The organism is Reichenbachiella agariperforans, assembly GCF_900142205.1.
Classification (GTDB): Bacteria; Bacteroidota; Bacteroidia; order Cytophagales; family Cyclobacteriaceae; genus Reichenbachiella; species Reichenbachiella agariperforans.
Map to the genome: position 1 here is coordinate 217322 of NZ_FRAA01000005.1, position 13372 is coordinate 230693.

A 13372-nucleotide genomic window follows, 5' to 3' on the forward strand; every position below is an offset into this window, starting at 1 on the left:
AGCACTCATCAGAGACATGCTAACCACCTATATAGTTAGATTAAAAACACCCCCCACAATTAATCACATTGGCAGAATAATGAACAGATCTGGCAGTATTAAAAATTCAACCCTAGAGACTTTTACAATGGTAATAAGTTGTGTCCCCCTGAATCAACCCATACAAATTTAACCTAACCGAAAAGGGTAGCTGAATGGCTACCCTTTTATCATACTGCCTTTCTTATAATATTCAACCACACCTTGAGTTACACTCTCACTTTACCACAGTAGTATCTCTATCGAATGGCGCATTTCAATTCACCATATACCCCCATATTAAACTGGGATTATGTATTAGAAACTCCCCGTGAAAGCATCCTATAAAACACAGTCCTATCCTAAAAAAATAGACCTAAAGCCCATTTTCAAGCAATTATCACTAATAATGACAGGATTTTGAACTGGTTTGGCAGGAATAGAAACTCACATTAGTTGACTTTTACAACTGTAATAAGTCGATACCCCTGAATCAACCAGCATAGAACTTAACCTAACCAAAAAAGGGTAGCCAAATGGCTACCCTTTTATATTTTCATCCAACCTAAAATCAAATCAACCTACTATTTATTCAATATAGATTTAAGGTCCGCTGGTGAGTAATCGATAGACTTCAGTGTTTTGTCATCTTCCTTTCTATAGACCAGAAATAGGCCATCCTCTTCTTTGATATAGCTCTCAGTATTTTTATTTTCTCGATAGTGTTTCACCGTTGCTTCCGCTTCTTCGAGAGACTTGCATGCTTTGCTCATGTTAGAGCGTTGCACTTCATCGAACAGTTCTACGAACTTGTCCCCCAAACCAAATTCTAACACCGCACCAGATAACACATACTGTATATCACAGAGCGCGTCAGCGATCTCTACTAGGTCTTTGTCCTTGATCGCTTGATCGAGTTCTTTAAGCTCCTCTGATATCAGTTCCACACGCAGTGCACATCGCTTTGCATCTGGGATCGCAGGAGTGGTAACGATAGGGTGTTTAAATGTCTTATGAAATTCTGCTACTTGATTGAGCGCGTCTATTTTTTCCATGGGTATATATTAAGATTCGAAATTAGGGATTCATCCTGAGATGGCACAGCCTATCATCAACAAACTGAGCAACTCTATCTATGCTTGTCTTCTTTGCGCATAGCTATTGTCAGACAGTAGATAAAACCACCTATCACTACCCCTAGGATAGTCACCATACTGATGATTGCTTGTACGCTCATTGTTTGATTGCAAATTTCCTGTATAAAAAACTATTGAGAACAACACCCACGAGGATCACAATCCCCCACTGGGTGATAATAGATGCATTGCTATAGGTATCGAACATATTCCACTGTCCTGAGTCGTCCCACCATGGATGACTGCTAAAACCCTGTGACATCCACCAGTAGATCAGTACGCACCCCAGCACCAGGTTACAAACGACTGCTCCCTGAAAATACCGTGTCGAAATCTGAAGATCTGAATGCTCATCGATATAAGTCTCCTTGAACCGTTTCAATCCAAAAACAGCCAAACCGAATAATATAAACATCCCAGATAGAATTAATCCAAGCCCCCAAACCCAGTCCTGATTATTGAAAAAATCCAGTGAATATGCAGAAGGAAATCCAAAAAAGATAAAGAACCCTGCCACCCATAGCATCACCTGCTTGCGCTGTAGTCCAAGGTCTTGAAGGTTTCGCCCCATCAACTCTAGCATAGGTAGCAGCGAACTAAAAGCCGCCATAGATAGCGCAGCAAAGAACAATACAGATAAAATCCCGCCCCCTGGCACATGCGCAAATAGTTCTGGTATGACCGTAAAAGTCAGTGCTTGGTTACCTTGCTGCAGATATGTAATTGCATCTGCTTCTGAGCTTGCCAATGCAAACACCGCTGGCAAAATCGCCATACCAGCCACCAAAGAAGCCGTATTATTACCCAGAGCCCCTATAAATGTATTGAGTGCTACGTCTTCTTTCTGACGAGAATAAGAAGATATAGTAATCATCAGTCCCCACCCTGCACCTGTCGACCAAGCCGACTGTGACAGGGCTTCTATCCAGACCTTACCGTTAGAAAAGTGATTTACATCGATTGCAAACATGTATTCCAAGCCTCTTACTCCTCCATCCATACTAAGAGACACGAACACAATAACCAACAGCAAAACAAACAAGCTCGGAATCAGCACTTTGTTGGTTCGTTCAAGTCCCTTTTGTACTCCTTTGGACAGCACCCATACGCCTGCCATCACGCATCCAATATAAAGGACTAGTGTCACAATACTACCATGAGACACCTCGGCCCAGTAGTCCTGCATATAATTAGGCTGAACTGCCAGTTGCCCCAAAAGAGATGTGTCACGAAATAACTGATCCACAGAAAAAGTCAAATACCTAAGTGACCATGCTGTCACTACTGAGTAATAGAATGCAATCCCTAAAGTACAGAGTGTGATAAAAAACCCCATCCAAGTGTAGCGTTTGCCTGCCAGGTGTGCAAAAGAGCCAATGACTCCTTTTCTAAAATTTTTACCCATAGAGAACTCCGCCAGTAGTAATGGAATCGACCATATAAACAAAAATACGATCCATAGGATAATGAATGCCCCACCATACTGTCCTGCCAGTCGAGGAAAACGCCAGAGATTCCCTGCCCCTATCGCCATCCCTAAAGAAGCGAGTATAATTCCCCAACGGTTACTAAAATTTTCGGTATTGCTCATGTAATGCCGAAACTACACAAAAAGAGGCGGTCTCAAAAGCATATATGGACATTGCCTGAGACCGCCCCTAGTATTCAACCTACCTTAATTGTAATTCTTAAATCTTGATCAGCTCCAGATTCATCTTAACATTGACATCTTCCCCTACCACAAGACTCCCTGTATCCAGCGTATCGTTCCATGTAAGGTTGTAATCGAACCGATTGATGACAAAGTTGGCTTTAAAAGCACTAATCGTTTTATCACCCAATTTCGCCATTCCACTATATTCTGCTGGGAACGAAACCTTTTTGGTCACATCCCTAATCGTCAACCAACCCGTGATCACATACTCTTTGTCACTTTTTTTGACGAATGATTCACTTCTAAAAGTCATCACAGGATACTTTTCCGCATTGAAGAAATCGTCTTCCTTGAGATGTTTATCTCTCGTTAGGTTCTTTGTCGACAAGCTACTGACTTGGACGACAGCCTCTATTTTAGCTCCTTCAAAGCTATTTCGTTTGGATTCCACATCACACACAAACTCAGAGAAGTTACCTATCACGGTCGATATGGCCAGATGGTCTACTTCGAACTGAATGTTGGAATGAACAGGATCACTCTTCCACTTGGTCTGTGCGTGGCTCATCGGTGACACCAAAAACAGCGCGCACAACATGGCGGCAAATAGGTAATTTGTCTTTCTCATAATCTTAGGTTTTGCTTGATTTAATATAATCAATTTTGCAGACAATTCCCATAGCTCTTTGACCTAGATTGATATTGAACTAGATTCGAGATTCAATTTTAGATTCTATGAGTGAGTACGGTTTTTGGTCATTGGTACCATCTATACTGGCTATCTTTTTAGCCCTGCGAACAAAACAAGTTTTTCTATCTCTGACTCTCGGTATATGGGTCGGCTGGGTCATCCTGAATGGCGGCAACCCACTCACTGGCACAATGGACACTCTAGCAGCTTTCGTGGAGGTGTTCAAAGACAGTGGTAATACACGTACAGTTATTTTTACGCTACTTGTTGGATCGTTGATCGCATTGATTCAGCGCTCAGGAGGTGTAGCAGGCTTTATACAGTGGGTATCCATCCGCCTAGAGAAAAAAGCCAATGATACCAAGAGTAGAAAAATGATTCAACTTTATGCAGCACTAACTGGCATGATCATCTTCGTTGAATCTAACATCTCCATCCTAACCGTAGGCACTTTGTACCGTCCTATCTTTGACAAGATGAAAATCCCGAGGGAAAAACTAGCATACTTAGCAGACTCCAGCTCAGCTCCCTCATGCATCATTTTCCCTTTCAATGCCTGGGGGGCTTTCATCATGAGCCTATTGCTGGCTCAGGGATTTGACTCTCCTTTCAAGTTACTATTCAGTTCTCTGGCATACAATTTCTATCCATTTTTGGCTATCGCCATAGTACTCTATGTCATTCTGAGCGGCAAAGATTTTGGGCCTATGAAAAAAGCCGAAGAGCGCACACGTACGACAGGACGAGTAATTGCCGAAGGCTCTACTCCCATGATCTCTGACGAAATTGCTCTGATCGAAGCGAAGCACGAGAACAAACTTCGGGCGTACAATATGACGATTCCCATCCTCGTCATGATCCTATTCATGCCTACTATGCTCGTCTATACAGGATGGCAAGATGGTATGACAGGATCTTGGATCGAACAGGTTTTTACAGCTATCGGCAATGGATCGGGCTCTACAGCCGTGATGTACTCCATCACCGCCTCCATCGTCAGTGCCATGCTCCTATACAAATCACAAAAGATCATGGGACTCAAAGAAATGATAGACCTAGCCATCAAAGGTATGTCTGGCATGGTATCACTGGCACTATTGATGGTATTCGCCTTCACGATCGGTGCGCTATGCAAGGAACTCGGTACAGGGCTATACGTCGCCCACATCACCGAGGCATGGTTATCTCCCAAACTAGTCCCAGCCATCGTATTTGCGACGAGTTGCTTTATCGCATTTAGTACAGGAACCTCATGGGGTACTTTTGCCATCATGATCTCTATAGCGGTCCCCATGGCACAAAACATGGACAGCAATGTCAGCATGGCGATCGCAGCTGCCATAGGCGGTGGTGTATTTGGAGATCACTGCTCACCCATCTCAGACACAACCATCATCTCATCAATGGCCTCTGCCAGTGACCACATCGATCATGTCAATACGCAGCTTCCCTATGCCGCGATAGCGGGCATAGCTACTTTTGCGTTATACTTGGCCATGGCTTGGATTATATAGTGATGTTTATAATAAGAGATAAAAACACAAGCTATCTTTAGAGATGTTATAAGTAAATGCATCATACCCAACCTCTCTTCTGGGCATACCCTGCCAACCAGACTAAAAACACCGCAACCAACACCACCATAATTGGCATCACCACAGCTCCTGGCCCATACACCTCCGTGGACTTGGCGATAAACAAACTGTGGTACATCTGAACAACAATCGCCACCAAGGAAACTAACAAAACCATCCGAGACCAACTTGCACGCAGCAGCAAACCAATACTCCCTAAGGTACCTCCGAGTACTGCCAGTGCAAACGCCACATAAGTCCATGCGGGGTATTTGGCATACAAATCTCGTTCAGCCTCTGGCATAGCCTGTAGTGCTTCATCTGATATCAATGCATGATACAAAAATGAGCCTACACCCATCAAATTCCATAGTAGCATCAGAATCATCACGACCCAAAACCAAATCGGGATTTTCACATTTTCAGAAGTCTCCATTTTTCGTTCGTTTAGGTTTTACCAAATACCTTTCTCCTCATTATTAGACATTTGTGATTCCCAAAATAATTGATTTTCGCACCAAAAGCCAAAAGCCCACCTAGGCACTCACAAGCTTGATCCCAAAACACCATACCCGTTTCCAACCAAAATGTATTCTCTGGGGCCTTACTAGTCAAGCATCAAAACCTACACCATGAAAAGCTTTTCTTATCTATGGGTCATTACCACTATTCTAATGGTAGCCTGCGAACATGACAGTCCAGAACTCTATTACACGCCCAACCCTGTCGACCTATCTCTCCCAGCCGATGGGCAAGCCTCTCATTATATACGCTATACCACGACCTGCGAAGACCTAACAGGAGAACTAGAATACAGAGGAGACACGCTGACATTAGCCATATCAGAAAGGAATGACAGTCTATTCTTTCAAGAATACTACACCCAGCTGTCCACAGCCTATACAGAGGATAAAATACAAGACACTATAATGCACCACTTTGAAATAGTCGAAAACGACCTATTGATTCGAGACCGCTTGATGTCTCAGTTATTCTATTTTTATGGCAATGACACCATCCACCTCACCCCATCGGGCAGATCGGTAATGCGCCAAAAAGGCTGTCGAGTATTTTTGAAAGACGTTGTATTCGTGGGTGATGAAATTGGTCAACTCGATCATTTTTTGATGGCAGGTAAAAGCATCCATCATCAAACCGTCGTATCCTGTGTTCCTGATTTCTTTGCGCTAGAAGGTTATTTACTCTATTCCCCCAATGGACTACAGCTCAGCCACACGATCATCAATGATAGAATCACTGGATGGATTAAACTCTAGTCCCGAACACCTCACATATATAGCTTTCACTTCTTTACGAAAGTATCCAGATCTCCTTCGAGTAATATAGTGTAGTCTCCAGGGTTCAGTCTTTTAAGAGGTATTTTCTTAGCCGTCCCCTGCAAAATCACTTCACCATTGGCATTCATGATTTCGAACCGTGCCTCGCGAGAGAGATACATATAGTCCGTGACAACTTTGGGAGAGAAAGTCACCCCATCTGGATAGTGGTAATACTCTAGTTCCTCAGAGTATAGATAACGACCGTTAGGAAGTTCATAGCGAATACGGTATTTGTTACCTCCATCATTGTGTTCTGGAAAATACACATACGCTGCCCCATCAAACCTCCCCTTGGCTCTTACCGTCATCACTTCATCCCATCGATCGGTCTTGAGTTGTTCGATGATGAACTGTCCTTCTCGTCTATCCCCCTTGGTGTACCAGTGCAGTATCGAATCATTCATCACCAGACTGTCGAACTTAAAGGATGAGTAGTAAAGGATCGCTTCTGGGTTCACGATCTTTGGTTGACAGCTATCGGCATGATTGATCTTTATGTTGACGGGAGCATATTCTTTGACTCCATCAAAATGTAGGCTTATTGCTGTCAATTTTAGGTTGGCCTTAGACTCTTGTCCATTCACATGGATGGATTGGATACAAAAAGAGTTGGTAGCGACCACATAAGGGTTTTTGATGTAGAGACTCTCCCCCTTGTAGACTCCCGTCATGTGCAACTGCTGAGCCCAACTCAACTGCGCTATCAAAACAAACCAAATGATGCTAAGGTACTTCATCAACTCTCCACAAGATTTTAATCCTAATTACTAATATGCTATCACAACTGGTCTGCAACTCCATGACCGACTGTATCGATCAAGGTTGATCTGACCTTAAAATTATACACATATACATAGAATACAACGCCGACCTAGTATATAAAAGAAATCTGACAGCAAACGACCTAAACATGACTCTATTACATTGACCGAATCCTCATCACCTCTGGTCATGATCTAACCAGACCGCAACATTAATCGTCAATATTCGATAGAACTTTGACGGGAGTTCATAAATTTGATCCCAAACAAAGATAATCTGCATGAAGCGCATCGTACTCCTACTATTGATTCTCATCTCAGTACAAGCCAAAGCTTCCTATCTATTCCTACCGATGGACAATACCCAGTCCAATCACCTCAAAGCCTATGGCATTTCTTTTTGGGTACTACAAAATGATATTACGGTAGACTGGCTACTCAACTACAAAGGCGGTTCATTCCTATTCAAATACTACCAGACCTTCGAAAACGAACTGATCATCAGAGGCGTGAGCTATCAGGTCATTTCTGACGCACAAGCTAACAGCATCTTATCCGAAATCGCCAGCCCTTCCTCTAATATGGATGCCATGACCTTAGATAAAGTACCCAAAATAGCAGTTTATTCTCCAAAGAGTAAACAGCCTTGGGACGATGCGGTCACCCTCGTTCTGACCTATGCCGAGATACCCTATGATGTAGTGTTCGATGACGAACTGATGTACGACGAACTACCCAAGTACGATTGGCTGCACCTCCATCATGAAGACTTCACGGGACAGTATGGCAAGTTTTACCGAGTCTACCAGCACTATCCGTGGTATCAAGAACAGCAGCGAGAGTATGAAGCATCGGCACGAAAACATGGCTTCAACAAAGTCTCCCACCTCAAACTCGCCGTAGTAAAAAAGATTCAATCTTATGTCGCCAGTGGAGGATTCCTCTTTGCGATGTGCTCTGCCACTGACACCTATGATATTGCACTATCCGCTGAGGGCGTAGACATCTGCGAATCGATGTTTGACGGAGACCCCATGGATCCCAATGCCCAGTCGAAGCTCGATTACAACAAAACCTTCGCTTTTGAGAATTTCATTTTGGAAAGAAATCCCTATCAATATGAGTTCTCCAGTATAGACACCTCGCCTGCACAGCGTGGATTGCGTGAGGAACAGGACTACTTTTCGCTTTTTGAGTTCTCTGCCAAATGGGATCCAGTACCCACCATGCTCACCCAAAACCATGAGCACACCATCAAAGGCTTCATGGGACAAACGACTTCATTCAAAAAGAAGCTCGTCAAATCAGATGTCGTAGTACTGGGAGAAACCCCCTCTATCAAAGAAACCAAGTACATTCACGGTATCTTTGGCAAGGGATTTTGGACCTTCTATGGAGGACATGATCCCGAAGACTACCAGCACATGGTCAGCGAAGAACCGACCGACCTGAACCTACACCCCAATTCGCCAGGCTATCGGTTGATCTTGAACAACATTCTCTTCCCCGCAGCAAAAAAGAAGAAGCAAAAAACATGATCCCCATATATACCCGTATCTCTACTGGTTTTGCCCTAACTTCGACACCTCAAACAATCCACCAATAAGCATATCATTATGGACAATAGAAAACTCTTACCTTTTGTATTCATCGGTGCGATCGCACTCATCGTAGTAGTCAGCCTTTCGTCAAGCCTGTTTTTCAAAGTAGAACCTGCTGAGCGCGCCGTGGCATTCTATACCCTGACCGGTAAACTAGACAAAGACAACATTATCAGGCCAGGATGGCACTTCAAAGCACCCTGGACCAGCATCTACACCTTTGATGTCTCAGAGAGCAAAGTCGAAGAGAGTATGGATGTTTTGGACAAAAATGGTCTATCCATCAATGTAGACGTATCGGTACGATTCACGCCAATGAAGGACAAAATCGGTGAGATACAAGAAAACTTCAAAAGTAACTACATCAACGTTTTGGTGATCCCCGAAGTGAGATCATCAGTAAGACAAGTGATGGGTCGCTATACTGCAGAAGAAATCTACTCTACCAAGAGAGCGGAAGTGGAAACCTCCATCAAAACAGAAACCGAAAAAACGCTCGCTGCACCACAAAACAATGTGATCATGAAGGCGCTCCTGATCAGGTCAATCAACCTACCGGCTCAGATCAAACAAGCTATCGAAAACAAACTCCAGCAAGAGCAAGAAGCCCTCGCCTACCAGTTTAGATTAGACAAAGAGAAAAGTGAAGCTGAGAGAAAGCGAATTGCCGCAGAAGGCGAAGCGCAGGCCAACAAAATTGTCAACTCCAGTTTGACCCCAGAACTACTCAAAATGCGCGGTATTGAAGCTACGCAAATGCTCGCCAACTCACCGAACGCAAAAGTGGTCGTGATTGGCAATGCAAAAGATGGTCTACCTCTCATATTAGGTAATAATTAGACTTCTTTTTGAAACAAATTATTTTAAATTCGCAATAATTAAATGTCGTAAACATATTCAGTAAATAATGTCAGAAATAGCAGAAATAAAGGTAGGAGATAAAGTAATAGAACTGCCAGTCGAAGTAGGTACCGAAAATGAAAAAGCAATCAACATAGGTGCTCTGCGAGCGCAATCTGGACTGACAACATTAGATCCGGGATACAAAAACACCGGAGCAACCAAAAGTGCTATCACCTTCTTGAACGGTGAAAAAGGAATCCTAAAACATAGAGGCTACACCATCGAAGAGTTGGCAGAGAAATCTACCTTCATCGAAGTGGCTTATCTCTTGATCTACGGAGACCTACCGACTCAGGCTGAGTTGGACAAGTTCAGAGGTGAAATCACTAAACACACGTTGGTACATGAGGACATCAAAAAGATCCTAGAAGGTTTTCCTTCTACAGCACACCCGATGGGCGTACTATCTTCTTTGGTTACTTCACAAACCGCATTCTACCCAGAGTCTTTGGATCCTAACAGATCTGTAGAAGAGGTGAATCTGAGCATCATTCGTATCATTGCGAAAATGCCAACATTTGCAGCTTGGGCTTACAAAAATCAGATGGGACACCCTGTAATATATCCAGACAATAGTCTTGATTACTGTAGCAACTTCCTCAAGATGATGTTTGCACTACCTACAGAGGATTACAAAATCGATCCAGTAGTCGCGAAAGCACTCGATACGCTATTGATCTTGCATGCAGACCATGAGCAAAACTGCTCTACCTCTACAGTAAGAATCGTAGGTTCGTCTCAGGCTAGCTTGTACGCTTCGCTTTCTGCAGGTATCAATGCACTATGGGGACCTCTACATGGTGGAGCTAACCAAGCAGTGATCGAAATGCTAGAAGCAATCAAAGCAGATGGTGGAGATGCTGACAAGTACCTCGAGAAGGCTAAGGACAAAAACGATCCATTTAGATTGATGGGCTTTGGACACAGAGTGTACAAGAGTTTTGATCCTCGTGCTAGAATCATCAAAAAAGCTGCGGACGATGTCCTAGACAAACTAGGAGTCAATGATCCTGTATTGGATATCGCTAGAAAACTAGAAGAGAAAGCATTGAAAGACGAATATTTCGTACAGCGTTCTTTGTATCCAAACGTAGACTTCTACAGCGGTATCATCTACAGAGCTCTCGGCATCCCTACAGAGATGTTCACCGTGATGTTCGCTCTAGGTAGACTACCAGGCTGGATCGCTCAGTGGAAAGAAATGAGAGAAAACAACGAGCCTATCGGTAGACCAAGACAAGTATACGTCGGCGAAACGGATAGAACCTACGTGGATATCAACAAGAGATAATCCTCGTCTCAGATACTATACAAAACCCTGTCTTTCTTTGAAAGGTCAGGGTTTTTTTATAGCCAATTTCAAACTAATTTAGCTTTCAAATTCAACGACAAAATAAGATACGATTATGTACGAAATACTACTCTACACACACTCCTGGCTCAGATGGGTCATCTTGATCCTAGCCGTCATCACGATATACAAATCCTTCGTGGGCAGCAAAGGCAACATCCCCTACTCAAAGGGAGACAATGCTATTGCATCTGCATTCGTAGGCTGTATTCATTTGATGTTCTTGCTAGGACTCGGACTATATTTCACTAGCCCTTATGCTTTCAATGCCTTTGGTGGTGACGTATCTGTGATGAAAAATGCTACGCTGAGATTTTGGGCAGTAGAACACATCTTCGTCATGATCGCTGCGGTCGCTGTGATCACCATCGGAAAAGCCAAAGCCAAAAGAGCTGCTACAGATCAGGAAAAATTCAAGAAGCAACTGATCTTTTTTGCAATCGGTCTTGCACTGATACTCTCTAGAATCCCATGGGGGGAGACTGCCAGACTTTTTAGATTCTAAACCATTAACATATACCAATGAAAACCAATCTTTTGCTACTCGTCTTCATGCTATGGGGATTCGTATCACGTGCGCAGACAGATGTAAATCTCAACATCGTCAACCTACTACTATTCGAAGCATCTGGATCCATAGATAAAGGCATCAATGAAAACCTGAGTTTTGGTGGCTTTATGGGCTATTACTATGGTCTACCGGATCTCTCAACAGAGGATGGATACAACAATTTTTTCTACATCGGCCCAGAATTGAAGTACTATGTACTCCCACAAAATGGTTTGGATCGTTTCTTTGTCAGTGTCTATGCCAAGTACAGCAATGGTGAGGCAAAAGCCGCCGACTGGGATTATTATGGAAATGGCGCTCTAAACCAACCCGTGTCGAAATACAACAAATTTGCCTTTGGTATAGGCTTGGGGTCCAAATGGGTGACAAAGAATAACATTATTTTCGGATTCTTTGGTGGTGTAGACAGAAATCTTGTCTCTAACTATGACAACCAAGCCTATTTAGACCAAGAACCAGGAGACACTGACGATGAGTACTTTGGATTTAAGATTGGCGCACACGTAGGCTATAGATTTGGCACGAACAAAAACGACTAAACGATGAAAAAACACCTGTACACATTACTCTTAGTGCTCACGATGACCACTATCAGTCACTGGGCATCTGCCCAGCATGATTTCCAAATCAACCTGAGTAATCTGATTTTGTATGAAATCAATGTCAATTACGAATTCTTAGAACTTAATGAAAACACGACACTAGGAGCATTCGGGGGCTATGTCTATGGTTTTCCTGATCAGGACGATCATCGCTACTATTATTTCGGACCAGAACTAAGATTCTATCCCTTCCCCATCAAAGGAGCGGATTTGTTCTTTATCGGGATATATAGTAGATATAAAAATGGCTATACCGATATGGAAATCACGGAAAACGGCTATAACTCAGCAAATAACGAATCCTTTTACAACTCTGAAATTGTACAATCTGACTACCAAAAGGTTGCCGTAGGTTTCAACCTCGGCATGAAATGGGTCACGGATTCTAACATCATTTTTGGATTCAATACTGCTTTAGGGAGAAATGCCTACTTCCACTACGAGACACCGCAATACCAGAGTTCTATCAAAAACCAGTCAGACTCAGACTCCTATAATAAGGACGAGTACATCGATAGCAATGACAGTAAATATTGGGATTTTCGTATTGGCGTACACGTAGGCTACCGTTTCGGGCGCACTGCTAAAGCATCGGAGTAATCCCAAAATCAGATTTCAGGCTCTGGTACACCTTGTGAATCGGCAATCCCATGACCGAGTAAAAAGAGCCTGAAATCTGCTCAATACCTACCATACCTATCCACTCTTGGATACCGTAGGCTCCCGCCTTGTCCATCGGTTGGTACTTCTTTACATAGAATTGAATTTCCTCATCTGATAGTGCGACCATCTTGACCGCTACATGGTCGCTAAAGCTAACTTTTCGCTGGTCATCAGAGATGCAAACGGCTGAGATCACCGCATGACTACCACCAGACATCGCACGTATCATCTCTACAGCCTCCTGTTCAGAGGCTGGTTTACCCAACACTATGCCAGCATTGACGACTATTGTATCAGCAGTCACCACGATTTCATCCTTGAGCACTTTACGGTACGCATCATTCTTTTTGATGGCGAGGTACTCGGCAACTTCCTCCGCAGGCATCTCACCATAATCCTCCGCGACCTCCATCGTTTTCACTTCAAAATCAAAACCTACCTCCTGCATCAACTGCTGTCTTCGTGGCGAATTAGACGCCAATATCAATTTATTACGCATTGTACTTT

At 43.3% G+C, this 13372-nt stretch carries 15 protein-coding genes; 8 read left to right on the plus strand and 7 right to left on the minus strand.

Going from position 1 to position 13372, the window contains the following annotated elements:
• Positions 1–602: 602 nt before the first annotated feature.
• The 4 genes from BUB99_RS14130 to BUB99_RS14140 all read right to left on the minus strand — a co-directional run bounded on the left by BUB99_RS14130 (position 603) and on the right by BUB99_RS14140 (position 3436).
• A complete protein-coding gene (locus BUB99_RS14130; RefSeq protein WP_073123353.1) occupies positions 603–1073 on the minus strand; it encodes a pyrophosphohydrolase domain-containing protein in 471 nt (156 codons plus the stop codon).
• A gap of 74 nt (positions 1074–1147) precedes the next feature.
• On the minus strand, positions 1148–1255 hold the full coding sequence (locus tag BUB99_RS20255) for a MetS family NSS transporter small subunit (RefSeq protein ID WP_119844136.1): 108 nt from the start codon (positions 1253–1255) through the stop codon (positions 1148–1150).
• A complete protein-coding gene (locus BUB99_RS14135; RefSeq protein ID WP_073123354.1) occupies positions 1252–2745 on the minus strand; it encodes a sodium-dependent transporter in 1494 nt (497 codons plus the stop codon). Before BUB99_RS14135 ends, BUB99_RS20255 begins: the two co-directional genes overlap by 4 nt.
• Before the next feature lie 97 nt (positions 2746–2842).
• Positions 2843–3436, minus strand: coding sequence for a YceI family protein (locus BUB99_RS14140; RefSeq protein ID WP_084190567.1), 594 nt, complete (start codon positions 3434–3436; stop codon positions 2843–2845).
• A 107-nt stretch (positions 3437–3543) separates the two neighbouring features.
• Here BUB99_RS14140 and BUB99_RS14145 point away from each other — a divergent pair, with 107 nt between their 5' ends.
• Positions 3544–5013, plus strand: coding sequence for a Na+/H+ antiporter NhaC family protein (locus tag BUB99_RS14145; protein WP_073123358.1), 1470 nt, complete (start codon positions 3544–3546; stop codon positions 5011–5013).
• Positions 5014–5074: 61 nt separating this feature from the next.
• Here the strand turns inward: BUB99_RS14145 and BUB99_RS14150 are convergent, their stop codons facing one another.
• A complete protein-coding gene (locus BUB99_RS14150; RefSeq protein ID WP_073123360.1) occupies positions 5075–5509 on the minus strand; it encodes a hypothetical protein in 435 nt (144 codons plus the stop codon).
• 196 nt (positions 5510–5705) lie between these two features.
• Here BUB99_RS14150 and BUB99_RS14155 point away from each other — a divergent pair, with 196 nt between their 5' ends.
• Entirely contained in the window at positions 5706–6350 is a 645-nt protein-coding gene (locus tag BUB99_RS14155; protein ID WP_139281021.1) for a hypothetical protein, read from the plus strand.
• A 26-nt stretch (positions 6351–6376) separates the two neighbouring features.
• Here BUB99_RS14155 and BUB99_RS14160 read toward each other — a convergent pair whose 3' ends face one another.
• Positions 6377–7150, minus strand: coding sequence for a hypothetical protein (locus BUB99_RS14160; protein WP_073123363.1), 774 nt, complete (start codon positions 7148–7150; stop codon positions 6377–6379).
• A gap of 305 nt (positions 7151–7455) precedes the next feature.
• On the opposite strand from BUB99_RS14160, the gene BUB99_RS14165 reads away from it, so the two are divergent.
• The 6 genes from BUB99_RS14165 to BUB99_RS14190 all read left to right on the plus strand — a co-directional run bounded on the left by BUB99_RS14165 (position 7456) and on the right by BUB99_RS14190 (position 12802).
• Entirely contained in the window at positions 7456–8712 is a 1257-nt protein-coding gene (locus BUB99_RS14165) for an asparagine synthetase B (RefSeq protein WP_073123364.1), read from the plus strand.
• Positions 8713–8790: 78 nt separating this feature from the next.
• Positions 8791–9615 carry a prohibitin family protein gene (locus tag BUB99_RS14170; protein ID WP_073123368.1) on the plus strand — a complete coding sequence of 275 codons (825 nt, stop codon included), beginning with the start codon at positions 8791–8793 and terminating at the stop codon, positions 9613–9615.
• 67 nt (positions 9616–9682) lie between these two features.
• Positions 9683–10969 (plus strand): citrate synthase, encoded by a 1287-nt coding sequence (locus BUB99_RS14175; protein ID WP_073123371.1) that lies wholly within the window; start codon positions 9683–9685, stop codon positions 10967–10969.
• 115 nt (positions 10970–11084) lie between these two features.
• Positions 11085–11534 (plus strand): hypothetical protein, encoded by a 450-nt coding sequence (locus BUB99_RS14180; protein WP_073123374.1) that lies wholly within the window; start codon positions 11085–11087, stop codon positions 11532–11534.
• A gap of 17 nt (positions 11535–11551) precedes the next feature.
• Positions 11552–12139, plus strand: a complete 588-nt coding sequence (locus tag BUB99_RS14185) for a hypothetical protein (protein ID WP_073123378.1) — start codon at positions 11552–11554, stop codon at positions 12137–12139.
• 3 nt (positions 12140–12142) lie between these two features.
• Positions 12143–12802 carry a DUF3575 domain-containing protein gene (locus tag BUB99_RS14190; protein WP_073123381.1) on the plus strand — a complete coding sequence of 220 codons (660 nt, stop codon included), beginning with the start codon at positions 12143–12145 and terminating at the stop codon, positions 12800–12802.
• Here BUB99_RS14190 and BUB99_RS14195 read toward each other — a convergent pair.
• Positions 12786–13364: a Maf family nucleotide pyrophosphatase gene (locus BUB99_RS14195; RefSeq protein WP_073123384.1), complete on the minus strand. Its 579-nt coding sequence runs from the start codon at positions 13362–13364 to the stop codon at positions 12786–12788. The two genes, BUB99_RS14190 and BUB99_RS14195, sit on opposite strands and share 17 nt — an antisense overlap.
• Between the last annotated feature and the right edge of the window lie 8 nt (positions 13365–13372).

Bases quoted from the DNA above. Each gene is read 5' to 3' on its own strand.
- BUB99_RS14170 (WP_073123368.1), top strand. From the start codon at position 8,791: ATGGACAATAGAAAACTCTTACCTTTTGTATTCATCGGTGCGATCGCA.
- BUB99_RS14180 (WP_073123374.1), top strand. From the start codon at position 11,085: ATGTACGAAATACTACTCTACACACACTCCTGGCTCAGATGGGTCATC.
- BUB99_RS14190 (WP_073123381.1), top strand. From the start codon at position 12,143: ATGAAAAAACACCTGTACACATTACTCTTAGTGCTCACGATGACCACT.
- BUB99_RS14195 (WP_073123384.1), bottom strand. From the start codon at position 13,364: ATGCGTAATAAATTGATATTGGCGTCTAATTCGCCACGAAGACAGCAG.
- BUB99_RS14175 (WP_073123371.1), top strand. From the start codon at position 9,683: ATGTCAGAAATAGCAGAAATAAAGGTAGGAGATAAAGTAATAGAACTG.
- BUB99_RS20255 (WP_119844136.1), bottom strand. From the start codon at position 1,255: ATGAGCGTACAAGCAATCATCAGTATGGTGACTATCCTAGGGGTAGTG.
- BUB99_RS14155 (WP_139281021.1), top strand. From the start codon at position 5,706: ATGAAAAGCTTTTCTTATCTATGGGTCATTACCACTATTCTAATGGTA.
- BUB99_RS14140 (WP_084190567.1), bottom strand. From the start codon at position 3,436: ATGAGAAAGACAAATTACCTATTTGCCGCCATGTTGTGCGCGCTGTTT.
- BUB99_RS14165 (WP_073123364.1), top strand. From the start codon at position 7,456: ATGAAGCGCATCGTACTCCTACTATTGATTCTCATCTCAGTACAAGCC.
- BUB99_RS14130 (WP_073123353.1), bottom strand. From the start codon at position 1,073: ATGGAAAAAATAGACGCGCTCAATCAAGTAGCAGAATTTCATAAGACA.
- BUB99_RS14135 (WP_073123354.1), bottom strand. From the start codon at position 2,745: ATGAGCAATACCGAAAATTTTAGTAACCGTTGGGGAATTATACTCGCT.
- BUB99_RS14160 (WP_073123363.1), bottom strand. From the start codon at position 7,150: ATGAAGTACCTTAGCATCATTTGGTTTGTTTTGATAGCGCAGTTGAGT.
- BUB99_RS14145 (WP_073123358.1), top strand. From the start codon at position 3,544: ATGAGTGAGTACGGTTTTTGGTCATTGGTACCATCTATACTGGCTATC.
- BUB99_RS14150 (WP_073123360.1), bottom strand. From the start codon at position 5,509: ATGGAGACTTCTGAAAATGTGAAAATCCCGATTTGGTTTTGGGTCGTG.
- BUB99_RS14185 (WP_073123378.1), top strand. From the start codon at position 11,552: ATGAAAACCAATCTTTTGCTACTCGTCTTCATGCTATGGGGATTCGTA.